Source organism: Pseudomonas fluorescens, assembly GCF_902497995.1.
Taxonomy (GTDB): Bacteria; Pseudomonadota; Gammaproteobacteria; order Pseudomonadales; family Pseudomonadaceae; genus Aquipseudomonas; species Aquipseudomonas fluorescens_BK.
Genome location: NZ_CABVII010000003.1, coordinates 161,964 through 180,887 on the forward strand (window position 1 = coordinate 161,964; position 18,924 = coordinate 180,887).

An 18,924-nucleotide genomic window follows, 5' to 3' on the forward strand; every position below is an offset into this window, starting at 1 on the left:
CCCATCCTCGATGCCGAACACTGCCGCTGCGCTCGACCTGCTATTACTGCCGACCTGGCTGGTACCCGTCGAACCCGCTGGCGTTGTCCTCAAGGAGCACGCCCTGGGCATCCGCGACGGGCGCATCGTCTTTATCGGCCCGCGTGCCGCGGCACTGAAGCTTGAGGCAAGCGAAATCCGCGAACTGCCGGACATGCTGCTCTGCCCTGGCCTGATCAATGCCCACGGGCATGCCGCGATGACGCTGTTCCGCGGCCTGGCGGATGATCTGCCGCTGATGGCCTGGCTGGAACACCACATTTGGCCGGCCGAAGCCAAATGGGTTGACGAAACCTTTGTTCGCGACGGCACCGACCTGGCGATCGCCGAGCAGATCAAAGGCGGCATCACCTGCTTCTCTGACATGTATTTCTTCCCGAAGATTGCCAGTGAGTGCATCCATGACAGCGGCATTCGCGGGCAAGTCGCCATTCCGATCCTCGACTTTCCGATCCCGGGCGCCAGCACGGCGGACGACGCCATTCGCCAGGGCGTCGAACTGTTCAACGATCTCAAGCACCACGAGCGTATCAAAATCACCTTCGGCCCCCATGCACCCTACACCGTGGGCGACGAAAACCTGGAGAAAATCCGGGTGATCGCCGAAGAACTGGACACCTCGATTCACATGCACGTCCACGAAACCGCCTTCGAAGTGCAGCAGTCGGTCGAGCAATATGGCGAACGCCCGTTGGCCCGCCTCGCCCGCCTGGGCCTCCTGGGGCCTCGCTTCCAGGCGGTTCACATGACGCAGATCAGCAATGAGGACCTGGTGTTGCTGGTAGAAAGCAATACCAGCGTGATCCATTGCCCGGAATCGAACCTGAAGCTGGCCAGCGGCTTCTGCCCTGTGGAGCGTTTGTGGCAGGCCGGTGTCAATGTTGCAATCGGCACCGATGGCGCGGCAAGCAACAACGACCTCGACTTGCTCGGCGAAACCCGCACCGCCGCATTGCTGGCCAAGGCCGTCGCCGGCTCCGCCACCGCGCTGGACGCCCATCGCGCGCTGCGCATGGCCACCCTCAACGGCGCCCGCGCGCTGGGGATTGAAACCGAGGTCGGCTCGCTGGAAGTCGGCAAAGCCGCGGACATGGTGGCCTTCGACCTCTCCGGCCTGGCACAGCAACCGGTCTACGACCCGGTTTCGCAGCTTATATACGCCACTGGCCGCGACTGCGTGAAACACCTTTGGGTCGCCGGCAAGCAATTGCTCGACGACCGTCGCCTGACCCGCCTGGATGAAGACCGGCTCTGCGCCACGGCCAAGGCCTGGGGCCAGCGCATCAGCGGCCCTACCGAATCGTAAGTACCCCGGTCGGGGCAACAGAATTTTTCAAGTTTTAGAGGACTTAAGCATGAGCAACGTCGACTACGCCGAAATCGCCAAATTCGAAGCCCTGGCCCATCGCTGGTGGGACCGTGAAAGCGAGTTCAAACCGCTGCACGACATCAACCCGCTGCGGGTCAACTGGATTGACGAACGGGTCCGCCTGGCCGGCAAGAAAGTCCTCGACGTCGGCTGCGGCGGCGGCATCCTCAGCGAAGCCATGGCCCAGCGCGGCGCCACCGTGATGGGCATCGACATGGGCGAAGCGCCGCTGGCGGTCGCGCAATTGCATCAGCTGGAATCGGGCGTGAGTGTCGAGTACCGGCAGACCACCGCCGAAGCCCTGGCCGAAGAGATGCCCGAGCAGTTCGACGTGGTCACCTGCCTGGAAATGCTAGAGCACGTGCCGGATCCCTCCTCGGTGATCCGCGCCTGCTTCCGCATGGTCAAACCCGGTGGCCAGGTATTCTTCTCCACCATCAACCGCAACCCGAAGGCGTACCTGTTTGCCATCGTCGGCGCCGAATACATCATGAAGCTGCTGCCGCGCGGCACCCACGACTTCAAGAAATTCATCCGCCCCTCTGAGCTGGGTGCCTGGAGTCGCATGGCGGGCCTGACCGTCAAGGACATCATCGGCCTGACCTACAACCCGCTGACCAAACACTACAAGCTCGCGTCCGACGTGGACGTCAACTACATGATCCAGACCCTGCGCGAGGAGTAAGCCGATGCGTATCAGAGCAGTCCTTTTCGACATGGACGGCACCCTGCTCGACACCGCGCCGGACTTCATTGCCATCTGTCAGGCGATGCGTGCCGACCGCGGCTTGCCGCCGATCAATGACAAACAGATTCGCGACGAGATCTCCGGCGGCGCCAGGGCGATGGTCGCCGTGACCTTCGCCATGGACCCGCAATCGCCGGGATTCGAAGAGTTGCGCCTGGAGTTCCTGGAGCGTTACCTGGTGGGTTGCGCCGTTCACAGCAAATTGTTCGACGGCATGGGCGAACTGCTGGCCGATATCGAGAAAGCCAATTTGATCTGGGGCGTGGTCACCAACAAGCCGCTGCGGTTCGCCGAGCCGATCATGCAGCAGCTGGGGCTGGCCGAGCGCTCGGCGCTGCTGATTTGCCCGGACCATGTGAAGAACAGCAAGCCGGATCCCGAGCCGTTGATCCTCGCCTGCAAAATGCTCGACCTGGACCCGGCCAGCGTACTGTTCGTGGGTGATGACCTGCGCGATATCGAATCCGGTCGCGATGCCGGCACCAGGACCGCTGCGGTGACCTTTGGCTATATCCATCCGGACGATAATCCGCGGCACTGGGGCGCGGATGTGGTGGTCGATCATCCGCTGGAGTTGCGCAAGGTGCTTGATAGCGCTTTGTGCGGTTGCTGAAAGTCGGATTCAAGCCATGGAATTGAGTTGTCGGTGCTGACGCCTTCGCGGGCAAGCCCGCTCCCACAGGGTCCCGCTGGTGGACGCACAATGTGTACACACCCGCGGTCCTGTGGGAGCGGGCTTGCCCGCGAATGGCCGCGCCGCAGTATGTGTTCCGTTCTTTAGAGGTTTTTATGTTTGATTATTCCGCCCGCCCCGAACTGCTCAAGGACCGGGTCATCCTGGTCACCGGCGCCGGTCGTGGCATTGGCGCTGCCGCCGCGAAAACCTACGCCGCCCACGGTGCCACCGTGCTGCTGCTGGGCAAGACCGAAGCCAACCTGACTCAGGTCTACGACGAAATCGAAGCCGCCGGCCATCCACAGCCCGCGGTGATCCCGTTCAATCTGGAAACCGCCCTGCCCCATCAATACGATGAGTTGGCAGCGATGATCGAAACCGAATTCGGCCATCTCGACGGCCTGCTGCACAACGCGTCGATCATCGGACCGCGTACTCCGATCGAGCAGCTGTCCGGTGAAAACTTCATGCGCGTCATGCACGTCAACGTCAACGCGATGTTCATGCTCACCAGTACGCTGTTGCCGCTGCTCAAGCTGTCCCAGGACGCCTCGGTGGTATTTACCTCCAGCAGCGTCGGCCGCAAGGGGCGTGCGTATTGGGGTGCCTACGGAGTCTCCAAATTTGCCACCGAAGGCTTGATGCAAACCCTGGCCGATGAAGTCGATACCGTGGCACCGGTGCGTTCCAACAGCATCAATCCCGGCGCCACCCGCACCAGCATGCGCGCCCAGGCCTACCCCGGGGAAAACCCGCTGAACAACCCGACGCCGGAGGAGATCATGCCGGTCTATCTCTACCTGATGGGACCGGACAGCACCGGCATCAACGGCCAGGCTTTCAACGCTCAGTAACGCCGTGCGTCACTTTCGTGCCGCGACAGCCTCCTGTCGCGGCACTCGAAATGCCTCGGAACGACCCCGGATTGCTGGTCAAACACCCGGCGTCACTTGCCCCCTCTCCATAAATTCAAGGCGATGGCGGGGTGAAGGCCGCCAGAGCGGCCCGCGCGGAATAGCGCTAACGGACAGCGCCGCGCAACTCACCCACCAAGCCTTGAAGTGTGGCCGGTTCTGCCGCTTCGACCGCCACCGCCGGCCCCGCCACCAGGGTCACCCGCGACCACAGTCGACGGAAGACGCCCTTGTCCGGATCGCGACTGAAAAAACTGCCCCACAACCCCTGCAATGCCAGCGGAATCACCGGCACTGGGGTCTCTTCAAGAATCCGTCTCAGCCCGCCCTTGAACTCATTGATCTCGCCATCCGCGGTCAGTTTGCCTTCGGGGAAGATGCACACCAGCTCACCGTCCCTCAGATACTGAGCAATGCGTGTGAAGGCTTTTTCGTAAATCTGGATATCTTCCTGACGCCCCGCGATCGGAATCGTCCCGGCCGTGCGAAAGATGAAATTCAGCACCGGCAGGTTGTAGATCTTGTAGTACATCACAAAGCGAATCGGCCGACGCACCGCCCCACCGATCAGCAACGCATCGACGAAAGACACATGATTGCAGACCAGCAACGCCGCGCCCTCATCGGGAATCAGCTGCAGATTGCGATGCTCCACGCGGTACATGGAATGGCTGAGCAGCCAGATCATGAAGCGCATGCTGAACTCGGGCACGATCTTGAAGATGTAGGCGTTGACCCCGATGTTCAGCAGCGACACCACCAGGAACAGCTGCGGGATCGACAGCTTGACCAAACTCAACAATACGATCGAGACAATCGCCGAGACCACCATGAACAGCGCGTTGAGAATGTTGTTGGCTGCAATCACCCGCGCTCGCTCGTTCTCGGGAGTGCGCGACTGGATCAGCGCGTACAGCGGCACTATATAGAAGCCGCCGAAGATCCCCAGGCCGAGAATGTCGATCAACACCAGCCATGTATGGCCAAACCCGAGGATCTCGACCCAGCCATGGCCGTCGACGCTGCTCGGAATCCCGCCGGAATGCCACCACAACAGCAAGCCAAACACCGTCAGGCCGAACGAGCCGAACGGCACCAGGCCGATTTCGACTTTGCGCCCGGACAGCTTCTCGCAGAGCATCGAGCCGAGCGCGATACCGACCGAGAACACCGTGAGAATCAGCGTCACCACGGTTTCGTCGCCGTGCATCCACTCCTTGGCGTACGCCGGGATCTGCGTCAGGTAAATCGCCCCGACAAACCAGAACCACGAGTTACCGACAATCGAGCGCGACACCGCAGGGGTTTGACCCAGCCCCAGCTTCAGGGTGACCCAGGATTGACTGAAAATGTTCCAGTTCAGGCGCATTTCCGGCGAGGCGGCCGCGGCGCGAGGGATGCTGCGACTGGCCAGGTAACCGATGACCGCAATGCCAATGATCGCAGTGGAGACGATGGGCGCGTAATGACTGGACGACATCATGATCCCGGCGCCGATGGTGCCGGCGAGGATCGCCAGGAAGGTACCCATCTCCACCAGGCCGTTACCGCCCACCAGCTCTTCTTCGTGCAAGGCCTGGGGCAGGATCGAGTATTTCACCGGGCCGAACAGCGCCGAGTGAGTACCCATGGCAAACAGCGCCACCAGCATCAGCGACAGGTGATCGAACATGAAACCGACCGCACCCACCGCCATGATGGCGATTTCCCCGAGCTTGATCAGCCGGATCAACGCGTCCTTGGCGAATTTTTCGCCGAACTGCCCGGCCAGCGCCGAGAACAGAAAGAACGGCAGGATGAACAGCAGCGCACACAGGTTGACCCAGATCGAACGGTCGCCGTCGATCGTCAGCTTGTACAGAATGGCGAGGATCAACGACTGCTTGAAGATGTTGTCGTTGAACGCACCCAGCGACTGCGTGATGAAAAACGGCAGGAAGCGCCGGGTGCGAAGCAAGGTGAACTGTGAGGGGTGACTCATCTTCCGTGTGTCCCTGATCTTGGGTAGAGAGTGGCGTGGATACGTTGATTGGAATGCCGAACGTCGATCCAGGCCACACATTACCTAATCTCGGGCAGTTATTTCTTTAATCCTGCAATACAGGGTGAGACAAACAACTCCCCCCGCCACGCCCCCTGCACCGTCCGTTTGCCGACGATCAGCCACATCACCACCAGCAACGCCACCAGCACACCGCCCAAGACACCGAAAAATGTCAGGTTCAACACGCTGGCCAGTTTCAAGGTTGTCAGGGCATACACGCCCAGGGGGAAGGTAAAGCCCCACCAGCCGAGGTTGAACGGAATTCCCGCGCGCAGGTAGCGCACGGTGATCAGCGGAACTGAATCGAATATCTACATAACGAGTAATATCTCTAACTGTTATCTATTTTATGAATATCGGTTGATCGAGATAGCGTTGAGTCAGTAAGGCCCCCTTCGCGGGCAAGCCTCGCTCCTACAGGTTTTGTGTCGTTCGCCGATTATGTGAACAACACAAAACCTGTAGGAGCGAGGCTTGCCCGCGAAGAGGCCCGCCCAGGCACCCAAGATCCAGCTGACACCAACCCTGCGACACCCCGCCACGCCACGACCTTGGTCGACACTGACTAAGTCAGGCGCTCGTGCGAGACTGTCTGACCGGGCGGGAGTCCCGGGTGTCTTTGTCTGGAGTTCCCATGTCGCTGTCCAGCGGGCTGATAGCCACCGTCGCCCTGGCCTATATGGCCATCCTGTTCGCCATCGCCTTCTACGGCGACCGGCGCAGTGCGCCCTTGCCGCCGCGGGTGCGGGCCTGGGTGTACAGCCTGTCACTGGCGGTCTATTGCACCAGCTGGACCTTCTTCGGCGCGGTGGGCCAGGCCGCCGAACAACTCTGGTCATTCCTGCCGATCTACCTCGGGCCGATCCTGCTGCTGGTCTGCGCGCCGTGGGTCCTGCAAAAAATGGTGATGATCAGCAAGCAGGAGAACATCACCTCCATTGCCGACTTCATCGCTGCGCGCTATGGCAAGTCCCAGGCACTGGCGGTGGTGGTGGCGCTGATCTGCCTGGTCGGTGTGCTGCCCTACATCGCATTGCAGCTCAAGGGCATCGTGCTCGGGGTGAACCTGCTGATCGGCGCGGGCGCGGATGCCACGGGCACTCGCGCCCAGGATACGGCGCTGGTCGTGTCGCTGGTGCTGGCGCTGTTCACCATCGTCTTCGGTACTCGCAACCTCGACGCCACCGAACACCACCGTGGCATGGTGCTGGCGATCGCGTTCGAATCGCTGGTCAAGCTCTTCGCGTTTCTCGCGGTCGGCGCGTTCGTGACCTACGGCCTCTACGACGGTCCCGACGACCTGTTCGACCAGGCCATGCTCGCCCCACGCCTGGAGGAATACTGGAAGGAAACCATCAACTGGCCATCGATGGTGGTCCAGACCGGTGTGGCGATGATGGCGATCATCTGCCTGCCCCGACAGTTCCATGTGACGGTGGTCGAAAACATCGACCCCCAGGATCTACGCGTGGCCAAATGGGTGTTCCCGGCTTATCTGGCGCTGGCGGCGTTGTTTGTCGTACCGATCGCCCTCGCCGGGCAGATGCTCCTGCCCAGCTCGGTCTTGCCGGACTCTTTCGTCATCAGCCTGCCCCTGGCGCAGTCTCACCCGGCGCTGGCGTTACTGGCGTTTATCGGCGGGGCCTCGGCGGCGACCGGCATGGTGATCGTTGCCAGCGTGGCGCTGTCGACCATGGTCTCCAACGACATGCTGCTGCCGTGGTTGCTGCGCCGCAACAACGCCGAGCGGCCGTTCGAAGTGTTCCGCCAGTGGATGCTCTCGGTGCGCCGGGTCACCATCGTGGTGATTTTGCTACTGGCCTACGTCAGCTATCGCCTGCTGGGCTCGACCGCAAGCCTGGCAACCATCGGCCAGATTGCCTTCGCCGCCGTGACCCAACTAGCCCCGGCCATGCTCGGCGCACTGTACTGGAAACAGGCCAACCGTCGGGGCGTATTCGCCGGCCTCGCCGCCGGGACGTTCCTCTGGTTCTACACCCTGATTCTGCCGATTGCCGCCCACAGCCTGGGGTTGTCCTTGAGCAGTTTCCCGGGCCTGGCCTGGCTGCACAGCAACCCGCTGCACCTGCCGATCACCCCACTGACCCAAGGCGTGGTGCTGTCCCTGGCGGGCAATTTCACCCTGTTTGCCTGGGTGTCGGTGCTGTCGCGCACCAGGGTTTCGGAACACTGGCAGGCCGGTCGCTTCATCGGCCAGGAAATCAGCGCCCGCCCCGGCTCCCGCTCGATGCTGGCGGTACAGATCAACGATTTGCTGCAATTGGCGGCACGTTTCGTCGGTGAAGAACGCGCCCGTCAGAGCTTCATCCGTTTTGCCTACCGCCAGGGCAAAGGCTTCAACCCGAGCCAGAACGCCGACGGTGAATGGATCGCCCACACCGAGCGCCTGCTGGCCGGCGTGCTCGGCGCCTCCTCGACTCGCGCAGTGGTCAAGGCGGCCATCGAAGGCCGGGAGATGCAGCTCGAAGATGTCGTGCGGATCGCCGACGAAGCCTCGGAAGTCCTGCAATTCAACCGCGCCCTGCTGCAAGGCGCAATCGAGAACATTACCCAGGGCATCAGCGTGGTTGACCAGTCACTCCGGCTGGTGGCGTGGAACCGGCGTTATCTGGAGCTGTTCAATTACCCGGACGGCTTGATCAGCGTCGGGCGACCGATTGCCGACATCATTCGCTACAACGCCGAACGCGGTCTGTGCGGGCACGGCGAAGCGGAAGTGCACGTCGCCCGCCGTCTGCACTGGATGCGTCAAGGCCGTGCCCATACGTCTGAAAGACTGTTCCCCAATGGGCGGGTGATCGAGCTGATCGGCAACCCGATGCCTGGCGGCGGTTTCGTCATGAGCTTCACCGACATCACCGCGTTCCGCGAGTCTGAACAGGCGCTGACCGAAGCCAACGAAGGCCTGGAGCGACGGGTCACCGAGCGCACCCATGAACTGTCGCAACTCAACGTGGCGCTGACCGAAGCCAAGGGCACCGCCGAGTCGGCCAACCAGTCGAAAACCCGGTTCCTGGCAGCGGTCAGCCATGACTTGATGCAACCGCTGAACGCCGCACGACTGTTCTCCGCCGCCCTTTCCCATCAGGACGACGGCTTGTCCAGCGAGGCGCAGAAACTGGTGCATCACCTGGATTCATCATTGCGTTCGGCCGAGGACCTGATCAGCGATTTGCTGGACATTTCCCGCCTGGAAAACGGCAAGATCAACTCGGATCCCAAGCCGTTCGTGCTCAATGAGTTGTTCGATATCCTCGGTGCCGAATTCAAGGCGCTGGCCCGGGACCAGGGACTGAAATTCCGGGTCAGGGGCAGTACGTTACGGGTCGACAGCGACATCAAACTATTGCGCCGGATCTTGCAGAACTTCCTGACCAACGCTTTCCGTTATGCCAAGGGACCCGTGTTGCTGGGGGTTCGCAGGCACCCGGGCAAGTTGTGCCTGGAGGTGTGGGACCGTGGCCCGGGCATTCCGGAAGACAAGCAGCAGGTGATCTTCGAAGAATTCAAACGCCTCGACAGCCACCAGACCCGCGCCGAGAAAGGCCTGGGCCTGGGCCTGGCGATCGCTGACGGCTTGTGTCGCGTACTGGGCCACACCTTGCAGGTTCGCTCCTGGCCAGGTCGCGGCAGCGTGTTCAGCGTCAGCGTGCCGTTGGCCCGGGCGCAAACCGCGATGCCGGCCAAGGCGGTCGAACTCAATGGCAAATTGCCGAGCGGCGCGCAGGTACTGTGTATCGATAACGAAGACAGCATCCTGATCGGCATGAACAGCTTGCTGACACGCTGGGGTTGCCAGGTCTGGACCGCACGCAACCGCGAGGAATGCGCGGCGTTGCTCAGCGACGGGGTGCGTCCGCAGCTGGCCTTGGTCGATTACCACCTGGACCATGGCGAGACCGGGACCGAACTGATGGCATGGCTGCGCACGCGTTTGGGCGAACCGGTACCAGGCGTGGTGATCAGTGCCGACGGACGACCGGAGATGGTGGCGCAGGTGCATGCGGCCGGGCTGGATTACCTGGCCAAACCGGTGAAACCGGCGGCATTGCGGGCGTTGTTGAGTCGGCATTTGCCGTTGTAGCGTGACAGATTGATTCTTGTGGTGGCGCGAGTGCCGCCTTCGCCAGCAAGCCCGCTCCCACATTTGACCGAGTTCCTCCAGATAGAATGCGGTCGAATGTGGGAGCGGGCTTGCTCGCGAAGCTTTTTAACTTACTCAGGCAACTCCGCCAAGCCATCCACATCCGTCATCGCCCGCTCCAGCAGATCTGCCGGCAGGCTCTTGCTCGCCCGCGCCCCCAGCAACTTGAGCTGCTCACTGCGACTGACCAGGTTGCCACGCCCCTCCGTCAGCTTGTTGCGCGCCGAGCTGTAGGCCTTGTCCAGTTGCTGCAAGCGATTGCCGACTTCATCCAGGTCCTGGATGAACAATACGAACTTGTCGTACAGCCACCCGGCTCGCTCGGCGATTTCCCGGGCGTTCTGGCTTTGGCGCTCTTGTTTCCACAGGCTGTCGATGACACGCAAAGTCGCCAGCAGCGTGGTCGGGCTGACGATCACGATATTGCGGTCGAACGCCTCCTGGAACAGCGTCGGCTCAGCCTGCAACGCGGCGGAAAACGCCGCTTCGATCGGGACGAAGAGCAAGACGAAATCCAGACTGTGCAAACCATCGAGCCGCTTGTAGTCCTTGCCGGACAGGCCTTTGACGTGATTGCGCAACGACAGCACGTGTTGCTTGATGGCGATCTGGCCGATGGCATCGTCTTCGGCCGCCACGTATTGCTGATAGGCCGTGAGGCTGACTTTGGAGTCGACCACCACCTGCTTGTCGCCCGGCAGATAAATGATCACGTCCGGCTGGAATCGCTCACCGTCCGGCCCCTTGAGGTTGACCTGGGTCTGGTATTCGCGCCCCTTCTCCAGGCCCGCGTGTTCCAGCACCCGCTCAAGAATCAATTCGCCCCAGTTGCCCTGGGTTTTCTGCCCTTTCAAGGCCCGGGTCAGGTTGGTTGCTTCGTCGCTCAGGCGCAGGTTCAGCTGCTGCAACCGCTCCAGCTCCTTGGCCAGAGAGAAACGCTCACGGGCTTCGGCCTGATAACTTTCCTCGACGCGTTTTTCGAAGGACTGGATGCGTTCCTTCAAAGGGTCCAGCAACTGCCCCAGACGCTGCTGACTGGTTTCGGCAAAGCGCTGTTCACGCTCCTCGAAGATCTTGCCGGCCAGTTCCGCAAACTGTGCGCGCAGCTCGTCTCGCGAGCCTTGCAGGTCGCTGAGACGCTGCTGATGGCTTTCCTGCTGCTCACGCAGCTCGGCGTTGAGCGAGGCGGTCTGGGCGTCCAGACGACGCAACTCGGCTTCTTTGCCGGCGCGCTCCAGATTCCAGGCGTGGGCGGCATCGCGAGCGTCATCGCGCTCGATCTGCAGCAATTCGACTTCACGGCGCACGGCGGCCAGGTCAGCTTGCCGGGCAGTGTTGGCCTGACCCAGATCGGCGATTTCATCGCGGCAGGCTTCGAGTTGGGCGTTCAATCCATCCTGGGCCAGATGGGCCGTGGTCAGGCGCTCTTCCAGCAGCGCTACCTCTGACTGCATCGCGCTCGCCCGGCGCTGTAATTGCCAGGCCAATACCAGCAACGGCAGCGCAGCACCCGCCAGACCGAGCAATGCGCTGGTCAAGTCCATAGCCATAGCCACTCCTGCCCATTCGATAAAACTTGAAGGTTAACCAAGGCGTCAGGTCTTGGACAGCTCAGTCTTCGATCAGACCCAGTTCCTGCTGGGCGCGTCGATCCCCTGCCCGCGCAGCCTGGCGCAGCAGGTCCTGACCGATCCGGCGGTCCCGGGCATTGCCGCACTCGCGGCACATCAGCTGACCGAGACGACTTTGCGCGGCGACGACGCCTTCACGGGCCGGTTGCTTGAGCAAACGTCCGGCGAAGTGTTTGACATTGGTGTTTTCACCCAGGCGCGGGCTGTCCAGCAACCACTCGGCCACACGCATCGAAAAACGCTTGGGCGGGGCAACACTGGCGGGGGTGGAAGTGACTGAGATTGATACTGAGCGAAACTTCATAAAACACTGTGGGACAGATCGGAAGGCGCGCCACTCTACTCTTTTTTTCCTACAGGTAAAGCCTTAAAAAAACCGGGCACGCCCGTCCTAGAGCAAGCGCTCGGGACAATCCACAGAAGCTGTGGATAACTCAGTGGACAACCGCTCTTGAACTCTCGCAAAGCCCTATGGAATGGGGCTCGCAGTCAAACTGACGATTTTTTCACCAGTAAAAAAAAGCGATGTTTTTCATTGACTTAAATTTCGGTTACAGGCACCCACTGCGATTGAAGGCAAGATGACAGCGGGGTGACAGCCCGCGCAACTAATGTGTACAAGTCCCTTTCAGGCGGTTATATCGGTGCGTTTTTTCGGAATATTTTCGTGTCAGTCCTGGGGATAAACCTTGGCAAATCCGTGATCCAGGCCAGGGCGAACTCGACAAACGTCGGCGACCGATTGTCGGAATCTGTGCTATTACCGAGCGAGGTCGCCGGTTTTGAGCTTCTCACGACGCCCGCCCCCCATGGCGGAAAGGGCGAAGGCGGGCATCTTTTTTGCAAAGAAGCTTCCCTTTGCCAATCCATTCCGTTACTATCCGCGGCGTTAGTACCAAGCTGAAAGTCAATTCTGGTCGAACAACTCCCCCCGGTCAGCCTTCCCCAAGGAAGCTTCTACCGAAAAAGCGGGATCGACCACCTCGATGGTTTCCAGGTAATCCTTGCGCCAACACAGCCTTTGAATCGAAAGCAAAGGGTGTTGCAAAGCTCACTTACTCTGACCGAACCAGCCTGCAAATTGATCAGGATCTTCACCCCGGGCCCAGAACCTTTGCCCTTGATGTGTTGCCTGCCCTCCTAAGTACCTACCTGCCAGCCCAAGCGCGCCAATTATCAGCGCTTCAAACTGGCTGCTTTGTTCCAGTCGGGTTCTTCGTTCGACCAATGGTGGTCGTCGTCACTGGAACGTTTTAATTTTGCACGGCTCTTATCCGTGTCGCTTGTAGGAACACCCAATGACTATGTCTACTCAAATCCATACCCAGGATGCCATCCGCACCCTGACCAACGCTTTTGCACCGATGAACTGCCTGATCATGGCCGCTCGCAAAGGCTGCTTCAGCTTTACCCTGGTCAACGAACACGGCATCGCCCGTCACAGCGAACGCCTGTACCCCGATCAATACTCCAGCGCCGAGCCGCTGCAGGCCGTGATCGAGCGTACCCGTCAGGCACTGGTTGCCTGATACGCCAGAAAAGCCTGAAAACCACAAAAGCCCTGCTCAAAAAGCGGGGCTTTTTATTGCCCGATGTTTCTCATTCAGTTGCCCGATGCCTAAGCACTAACCGATATAACGATTATAACTCGTAGCCGGAAATATTTTAAAAACAGTCCTTTACGGCGCGAATATGACACTACACTTCAACTCAAGCGGCTAGATCCGCTTCCGGCGAGCCTGAACCGATCCACTGCTGCCAAGGGCCCCCTTCAGAACTCGCCGACTACTTCACGTTTCGAGGGTGTTATGGGTATCGCTGCCAGCGAACTGTGCCGTTATGTGATCCGTCCGACCTTGATTTACCTCGGGCGCCATAGCGCAACTGCCGAATCCCTGCTGCTGGGCATCGCCGCCAGCCAGTCTGCCCTTGGTTCCGCCCTGCATGACCGCCGTGGACACGGCCTGTACCGAATCGCCGAACCCCGCCACCAGGCGCTCTGGGACCACTACCTGGCGCTGGACCCGGAACGTGCCAGCCTGGTTCGCGGCCTGGCCAGCCAGCATGCATTCCTCAGCAGCCCGCACCTCGAATTAACCGTCAACCTGCGTTACGCCACCGCCATCGCCTGGCTGCTGGTAGAAGAACAGAATACCCCCCTCCCCGAAGCCGCAGACGACTTGATGGGATTGGCGCGCATCTGGCGCCAGACCTTCCACCCCCAAGGACGCCTGCGAGACTTCACCTTCGCCTGGCAAACCTGTGTTTCACCGCTGAATCAGGTCGCCTGCTGATCCACCCTTTTCGCAAGATCGTGCAACATGTCGCGAATCTGGTCGGATTGTCCTACAAAACCGCTCTAAATCAAGCGTTACAGGCTATAGCGCCCGAACGAAAATCTTGGTAATTTTCGCCCCGGTGATCACCAGGAGTTCTAATAATGAAAAAAGTAATGCTCAAAACCACCATCAGCCTCGCCGTTGCCTTGGCATCCACCCAGATCTTCGCAAGTGGCTTCGCCCTCAACGAACAAAGCATTAGCGGGATGGGCACAGGTTTTGCCGGGCGATCTTCCTCTGCCGATGACGCAAGCACCATTTTTGGCAACCCTGCCGGCATGTCTCGCCTCAAACGCGAACAAGTGACCGGCGGTGTTGCATTTATCGATGCACACACTGACATCAGTGATGCCAGCTCCCGTCCGAATGGTGGCACCAACAAAGGTGACATGGTCCCTTTCATGGGCGTGCCCATGGGCTACTACGTGAAGCCAATCGATGACCAGTGGGCATTCGGCATCGGCGTGTACGCTCCATTCGGCCTGGTGACCGATTACGAGAACGGCTTTGCCGGCCGTTACTTCGGCAGCAAGAGCGAAGTCAAGATCGTCACCATCCAGCCAACCGTCAGCTACGCCTTCAACGACAAGGTTTCCATCGGTTTCGGCCCGACCATCAACCGCATCGACGGCAAGCTGGAATCGAACCTGTCGCTCGACCCGCGCGCGCCGGATGGCGAAGTCAAGATCAAGGGTGACGATACTGCTCTGGGCTACAACGTTGGTATCCTGGTTCAAGCCACCGACAGCACCAGCGTCGGCCTGACCTACCACTCGAAAGTGAAGTACAAGATTGAGGGTGATACCAAGGTCAACTACGGCCTCCTCGGCGCCCTGGGTCAGAACCCGAACCAGAAGTTCGACGCTTCGCTGGACATCACCACGCCTGAATCGGTCGACTTCTCGGTTACCCACAAACTGGACAGCCAGTGGACTCTCTACGCAGGCAGCACCTGGACTCGCTGGAGTCGCCTGAAAGAAATCTCCGTCGAGAACGAAGGCGTTCCTGCCGCTCTGGCCGCACGCGGCTTCGGCACCATCACCGAAGAGCAGAACTGGCACGACACCTGGGCTCACGCTATTGGCGCGTCCTACCAGTTGAACAAGCAATGGGTACTGCGTACCGGTCTGTCCGTTGACCAGGCGCCGACCAACAACGAAAACCGCTCCCCACGCATCCCGACTGGCGATCGCACAATCTTCAGCCTCGGTGCTGGCTGGAGCCCGACCGACGACCTGACCATCGATGTGGCGTATTCGTACCTGCATGAAGAGTCGGTCAAGATCAACGACAACAACGGCCGCCAGGTCTACGACGCCAAGTACGAAAACTATGCGAATGGTTTCGGTGTAGGCGCGACCTACCGCTTCTGATGATTCACGGCGAGCTTGATCACCTCGCCAGCGGAATTGAAAAAGCCCCGCACTCTTGTACAGAGGCGGGGCTTTTTATTGGACGGCGATCGCCCCCCTGTGGGAGCTGGCTTGCCAGCGAAGGCGATATTCCATCCAACATTAATGGTGACTGATACACCGCTTTCGCTGGCAAGCCAGCTCCTACAGGGGGGGCGGTGATCAGGGTTGCGAAGCCAGGGCTTTCTCCACGGCCTCGATGAATTCGGGATCATCGGGTTTGGTCAGGCTGGAGAAATCGGCGATCACCTTGCCCTGGCGATCGACCACGTATTTGTAGAAATTCCACTTCGGCGCACTGCTCTGCCTGGCCAGGACCTTGAACAGGTGGGTGGCGTCGTCACCTCGGACCTTCTGCGGTTCGGTCATGGTGAAGGTCACGCCGTAATTCGCGTAACAGACCTTGGCGGTCTCGGCACCATCCTTCGACTCCTGCTTGAAGTCATGGGATGGAACCCCGATCACCTCCAGCCCTTGATCCTTGTAACGCTGATTCAGCGCTTCAAGGCTTTTGAACTGCGGGGCGAAGCCACAGAAGCTGGCCGTGTTGACCACCACCAGCGGTTTGCCGGCAAAGCGCTGGCACAGGTCGATGGATTCCTTGGCGCGCAATTTGGGCAACGAACCTTGCAACAGTTCGGGGCACTCTGCCGCTTGAGCCAATCCGGTAAACGCTATCACTAACGCGGGAATAGCAAGCCAACGCATCAGCATGTCGGTGCATCCTTGATAAGTCGTCAGAAACGAAGTTACTCGTCCTCACCGCCTGCTAGCAAGCACCCATGCCCAACTGCATCAAGGCCAGCCCGCCCTGATGCCAGCCCCACCACGCCAGGGCCAGCAGAAAGGCGCAGACAGCCGTAATGACAATCCGCGGCCAGAGACTGTTCATATTGCACTCATCCGGGTCTGCAGCCGCGCCACCGGCTGCTCACGCACCGGCCAGTTCAGGGCGGCGGCCATCACGCTCAAGAGAATCGCTACCTGCCAGATCAAGTCGTAACTCCCGGTCCGGTCATACACCACCCCGCCCAACCAGCCGCCGAGGAACGATCCGAGCTGGTGGAACAGGAACACAATCCCGCCGAGCATGGACAGGTTTCGTACGCCGAACAAGGTCGCGACCGTACCGTTGGTCAAGGGCACGGTCGACAGCCACAGGAAACCCATCGCCATGCCAAACAGATAGGCGCTGGCCGTCGTCACCGGCGCCCACAGGAACAACCCGATCACCACCGCCCGCAGCAGGTACAGACCGGTGAGCAAGCGCGGCTTGGACATCCGCCCGCCGAGCCAGCCCGCCGTGTACGTACCGAAGATATTGAACAGCCCGATCAGCGCCAGCACCGTAGTACCGACGGTGGCGGGCAGATGCTGGTCCACCAGATAAGCCGGCAAGTGCACGCCGATGAACACCACCTGGAAGCCGCAGACAAAAAAGCCGAACGCCAGCAGCCAGAACCCCGAATGGGAGCAGGCTTCGTGCAGTGCTTCGGACAGGGTTTGTTCATGGCCGAGGACCGGCAAGGGTTTGTCCTTGAGCATGCTGACCAGCGGCACGATCAGGGCCACCAACAGGCCTAGAACGAGCAATGCCGCGGACCAGCCAAGCCAGCCGATCAAGCCCAGCGTGCCGGGCAACATGGCGAACTGGCCGAAAGAACCGGCGGCACTGGCGATGCCCATGCCCATGCTGCGCTTCTCCGGGGGCACCGCGCGCCCCACCACGCCGAGGATCACCGAGAACGAGGTGCCCGACAGGCCGATACCGATCAACAGACCGGCACTCAGCGACAAGGTCACGGCCGAGTCGGACAGGCCCATGCACACCAGACCCAAGGCGTACAGAACGCCACCGATCGCGACCACTTTCGCCGCGCCGTAGCGATCGGCCAATGCGCCGGTGAAGGGCTGCGCCAGCCCCCAGATCAGGTTCTGCAAGGCGATGGCGAAGGCAAAGGTCTCACGCCCCCAGCCGAACTCGGCACTCATCGGCGCCAGAAACAGCCCGAAGCCATGCCGCACGCCCAGAGACAACGCAAGAATCAGCGCACTCCCCAACAGCACCCATCCGCACGTACGCCACATCGATGTCATTCTTGTTCTCCAGTTGCGGGTATATACCCGCTTAAAATCGGAAAAACCGGCTTCAAGCCAGTTCGTCCAACAGCTTCAACAAGGTTTCGCGTTTTTCGGCGCCCAATCGATCGACCAGGCGCTGTTGCGCTGCCTCCCAGGCCGGCAAGGCCGCCTTCAGGCGTTCCGCGCCGGCCTCGGTGAGCTTGACGATACGATTACGCATGTCTGCGCCTTCGACCAGCATGACCAGCCCTTCACCCTCCAGCACCCGCAGATTTCGCCCCAGGGTGCTGCGGTCCAGCCCCATGGCCTCGGCCAGGGTGGAAATACTCGGTTGATCCAGACGCTGCAGATTGCACAGCAGAGAATACTGGGCGACGTTGATCCCGAAGCCATCGAGAGCGCCGTCGTAGTGCCTGCTGACGCCACGGGCGGCGCGACGCAGGTTGATGCATAAACATTGAGAGTCGAGCATGGTGCGTGTATATACCCGTGGTTAAATGAAAGCAAATTTTTTAAGACATCACCCCGTCTGTAGGAGCCAGGCTTGCCGGCGAAGAACGATAACGCGGTGGACAGATGCATCGCAGCGCCTGGTTCGCGGGCAAGCCTCGCTCCTACAGGCGAAGAACGATAACGCGGTGCAACAGGTGCATCGCAGCGCCTGGTTCGCGGGCAAGCCTCGCTCCTACAGGCGAAGAACGATAACGCGGTGCAACAGGTGCACCGCAGCGCCTGGTTCGCGGGCAAGTCGGATCGCCGCCCGCTCGCTCCTACAGGAACAATGCGAGGCCTACGATGACTATCATTTCCAGCAACTCCAGCAGCGCCCCGGCCGTATCGCCCGTCGTCCCGCCCAATCGCCGCAGCATCGCGTGCCGCAACCAGGCAAATACCAGCGCTGCCAGCACAACGGCCAAAACCCCACTGAGACCCGCCACCAGCACACAGGCCAACCCGCTGACCGCCAATACCTGCTTGCCCGCCCGACGCGGCAGATGATCGGCCAGCGCCTGCCCCAATCCACCGGGACGCACATAAGGTGTGGTCAGGAACAACCCCAGCATCGCGCCACGGCCAATCAATGGAACGATGATTAGCACAACACTGTGTGGCTGCTCGATCAACGCCAGCAACGCGGCGAATTTGAGCAGCAGCACCAGCACCAGCGTCACCACCGCGATCGGCCCGCTGCGCGGGTCTTTCATGATCGTCAGCGTGCGCTCACGGTCGCCAAACCCGCCGAGCCAGGCGTCGGCGCTGTCGGCCAGACCGTCGAGGTGCAACGCACCGCTGAGCAACACCCACACCGTCAGCAACAGCGCCGCGTGCAGCAACAACGGCGTGCCGAGCAACAACCCGTTCAGTGCCCACAGAATCACACCGAACAGTAAACCGACCAGCGGATAAAACAGCAGCGATCGACCGAGCTCCCGTGGTGCCGGCATGCCCGGCAGACGAATCGGCAGACTGCTGAGGAATTGCAGGGCGATCCAGAACGGCAGCAT

General features: G+C 60.6%; 16 protein-coding genes and 1 pseudogene. 8 read left to right on the forward strand and 9 right to left on the reverse strand.

Annotated features, from left to right (window positions below):
* The first annotated feature begins 10 nt into the window (after positions 1-10).
* From F8N80_RS04630 to F8N80_RS04645, 4 genes are all read left to right on the forward strand, one after another.
* Positions 11-1,345, forward strand: coding sequence for a TRZ/ATZ family hydrolase (locus tag F8N80_RS04630; RefSeq protein ID WP_150783310.1), 1,335 nt, complete (start codon positions 11-13; stop codon positions 1,343-1,345).
* A 49-nt stretch (positions 1,346-1,394) separates the two neighbouring features.
* Positions 1,395-2,093, forward strand: a complete 699-nt coding sequence (gene ubiG / locus F8N80_RS04635) for a bifunctional 2-polyprenyl-6-hydroxyphenol methylase/3-demethylubiquinol 3-O-methyltransferase UbiG (protein WP_150748984.1) — start codon at positions 1,395-1,397, stop codon at positions 2,091-2,093.
* A 4-nt stretch (positions 2,094-2,097) separates the two neighbouring features.
* Complete coding sequence (gene mupP, locus F8N80_RS04640) at positions 2,098-2,769, forward strand: N-acetylmuramic acid 6-phosphate phosphatase MupP (RefSeq protein ID WP_150783311.1); 672 nt, start codon at positions 2,098-2,100, stop codon at positions 2,767-2,769.
* Between the two features lie 176 nt (positions 2,770-2,945).
* Positions 2,946-3,686, forward strand: a complete 741-nt coding sequence (locus F8N80_RS04645) for a YciK family oxidoreductase (protein WP_007899713.1) — start codon at positions 2,946-2,948, stop codon at positions 3,684-3,686.
* Positions 3,687-3,852: 166 nt separating this feature from the next.
* Here F8N80_RS04645 and F8N80_RS04650 read toward each other — a convergent pair whose 3' ends face one another.
* Both F8N80_RS04650 and F8N80_RS04655 read right to left on the reverse strand, forming a co-directional pair.
* Positions 3,853-5,727: an MFS transporter gene (locus tag F8N80_RS04650; protein WP_150783312.1), complete on the reverse strand. Its 1,875-nt coding sequence runs from the start codon at positions 5,725-5,727 to the stop codon at positions 3,853-3,855.
* Positions 5,728-5,825: 98 nt separating this feature from the next.
* Positions 5,826-6,083 (reverse strand): annotated as a pseudogene (locus tag F8N80_RS04655) (C4-dicarboxylate ABC transporter); the annotation flags it as partial.
* Positions 6,084-6,424: 341 nt separating this feature from the next.
* Here F8N80_RS04655 and F8N80_RS04660 point away from each other — a divergent pair.
* Complete coding sequence (locus F8N80_RS04660; RefSeq protein ID WP_150783313.1) at positions 6,425-9,895, forward strand: hybrid sensor histidine kinase/response regulator; 3,471 nt, start codon at positions 6,425-6,427, stop codon at positions 9,893-9,895.
* 131 nt (positions 9,896-10,026) lie between these two features.
* On the opposite strand, the gene rmuC is transcribed toward F8N80_RS04660, so the two are convergent.
* Complete coding sequence (gene rmuC / locus F8N80_RS04665) at positions 10,027-11,391, reverse strand: DNA recombination protein RmuC (protein WP_191632861.1); 1,365 nt, start codon at positions 11,389-11,391, stop codon at positions 10,027-10,029.
* 175 nt (positions 11,392-11,566) lie between these two features.
* On the reverse strand, positions 11,567-11,890 hold the full coding sequence (locus tag F8N80_RS04670) for a sel1 repeat family protein (protein WP_150748979.1): 324 nt from the start codon (positions 11,888-11,890) through the stop codon (positions 11,567-11,569).
* Positions 11,891-12,890: 1,000 nt separating this feature from the next.
* Between F8N80_RS04670 and F8N80_RS04680 the strand changes: the two genes are divergently transcribed.
* The 3 genes from F8N80_RS04680 (at position 12,891) to F8N80_RS04690 (ending at position 15,298) form a co-directional block, all read left to right on the forward strand.
* A complete protein-coding gene (locus tag F8N80_RS04680) occupies positions 12,891-13,115 on the forward strand; it encodes a hypothetical protein (protein ID WP_007898912.1) in 225 nt (74 codons plus the stop codon).
* Positions 13,116-13,394: 279 nt separating this feature from the next.
* Complete coding sequence (locus F8N80_RS04685) at positions 13,395-13,880, forward strand: hypothetical protein (RefSeq protein WP_150748978.1); 486 nt, start codon at positions 13,395-13,397, stop codon at positions 13,878-13,880.
* Between the two features lie 146 nt (positions 13,881-14,026).
* Positions 14,027-15,298 (forward strand): OmpP1/FadL family transporter, encoded by a 1,272-nt coding sequence (locus tag F8N80_RS04690; protein ID WP_150748977.1) that lies wholly within the window; start codon positions 14,027-14,029, stop codon positions 15,296-15,298.
* Between the two features lie 201 nt (positions 15,299-15,499).
* Here the strand turns inward: F8N80_RS04690 and F8N80_RS04695 are convergent, their stop codons facing one another.
* From F8N80_RS04695 to F8N80_RS04710, 5 genes are all read right to left on the reverse strand, one after another.
* Positions 15,500-16,051 (reverse strand): glutathione peroxidase, encoded by a 552-nt coding sequence (locus tag F8N80_RS04695; protein ID WP_150783315.1) that lies wholly within the window; start codon positions 16,049-16,051, stop codon positions 15,500-15,502.
* 55 nt (positions 16,052-16,106) lie between these two features.
* On the reverse strand, positions 16,107-16,229 hold the full coding sequence (locus F8N80_RS31895) for a hypothetical protein (protein ID WP_263596681.1): 123 nt from the start codon (positions 16,227-16,229) through the stop codon (positions 16,107-16,109).
* Entirely contained in the window at positions 16,226-17,434 is a 1,209-nt protein-coding gene (locus F8N80_RS04700) for an MFS transporter (protein WP_150746808.1), read from the reverse strand. Before F8N80_RS04700 ends, F8N80_RS31895 begins: the two co-directional genes overlap by 4 nt.
* A 52-nt stretch (positions 17,435-17,486) precedes the next feature.
* Positions 17,487-17,891, reverse strand: a complete 405-nt coding sequence (locus F8N80_RS04705; protein ID WP_150746807.1) for a MarR family winged helix-turn-helix transcriptional regulator — start codon at positions 17,889-17,891, stop codon at positions 17,487-17,489.
* Positions 17,892-18,189: 298 nt separating this feature from the next.
* Positions 18,190-18,924, reverse strand: a complete 735-nt coding sequence (locus F8N80_RS04710; protein WP_150746806.1) for an adenosylcobinamide-GDP ribazoletransferase — start codon at positions 18,922-18,924, stop codon at positions 18,190-18,192.